Origin of the sequence: Pseudomonas sp. LJDD11, assembly GCF_024584215.1 — a bacterium.
GTDB lineage: Bacteria > Pseudomonadota > Gammaproteobacteria > Pseudomonadales > Pseudomonadaceae > Aquipseudomonas.
The window spans coordinates 1-528 of the sequence record NZ_JANJFL010000145.1 but is presented as its reverse complement, the minus strand read 5'-3'; the positions used below and the strand labels follow the sequence as shown (position 1 = coordinate 528).

The 528-nt window shown below is 56.8% G+C and carries 1 pseudogene; it reads right to left on the bottom strand.

Features of this window, described 5'->3' with window-relative positions:
* Positions 1–81: 81 nt before the first annotated feature.
* Positions 82–528: pseudogene (locus tag NRB16_RS29240) on the bottom strand (hypothetical protein); the annotation flags it as partial.

The following is a 528-nucleotide window of genomic DNA, read 5'->3' as shown; positions in this document are numbered from 1 at the left end:
TGCGGTTGAGATGAGCATGCGAACTTGGTGGCGGTAGTGGTTTCTGGCTGTCGCTGCGATAGGCGCTAGTGGTGTAGCTATTCATATCTGTGACTCGTCGTAATCAGCGCGCCGTGCAAAGTCTTCAGCCTTGGGCGTCGCCTGAATGTCCTTGGCTTCCTGAGCGCGATACCAGGCTTCTATGGTCAGGCGAGACTTGATGACGCAGGGTTGTTGCTGCCAGGGATAGCGCTGTAATTGCTCGTTGAGCTTCTTTTCTCCCGAGGTTTTCCAGCCTGTTACTACCTGATCGCGCCAGCGGCGTGGGTTGCGACCGGTGCTGGCGTCGTGGGCGGCGGTGACCGGGTCCAGATGACGGCTTTGCTCCAGCACCGGTAAATCGGGTAGCGGTTGGGTGACGTCCATATAGCGTTGCAGACAATCCCAGAAGGCCAGGGTATTGGCCTTGTCCAGCCCCAGTGAATGCATCTTGGTCGCCAGATAGATCTTCTTGTTGGTGTAGCGGTGATACAGGGTGATCGTGTAGTC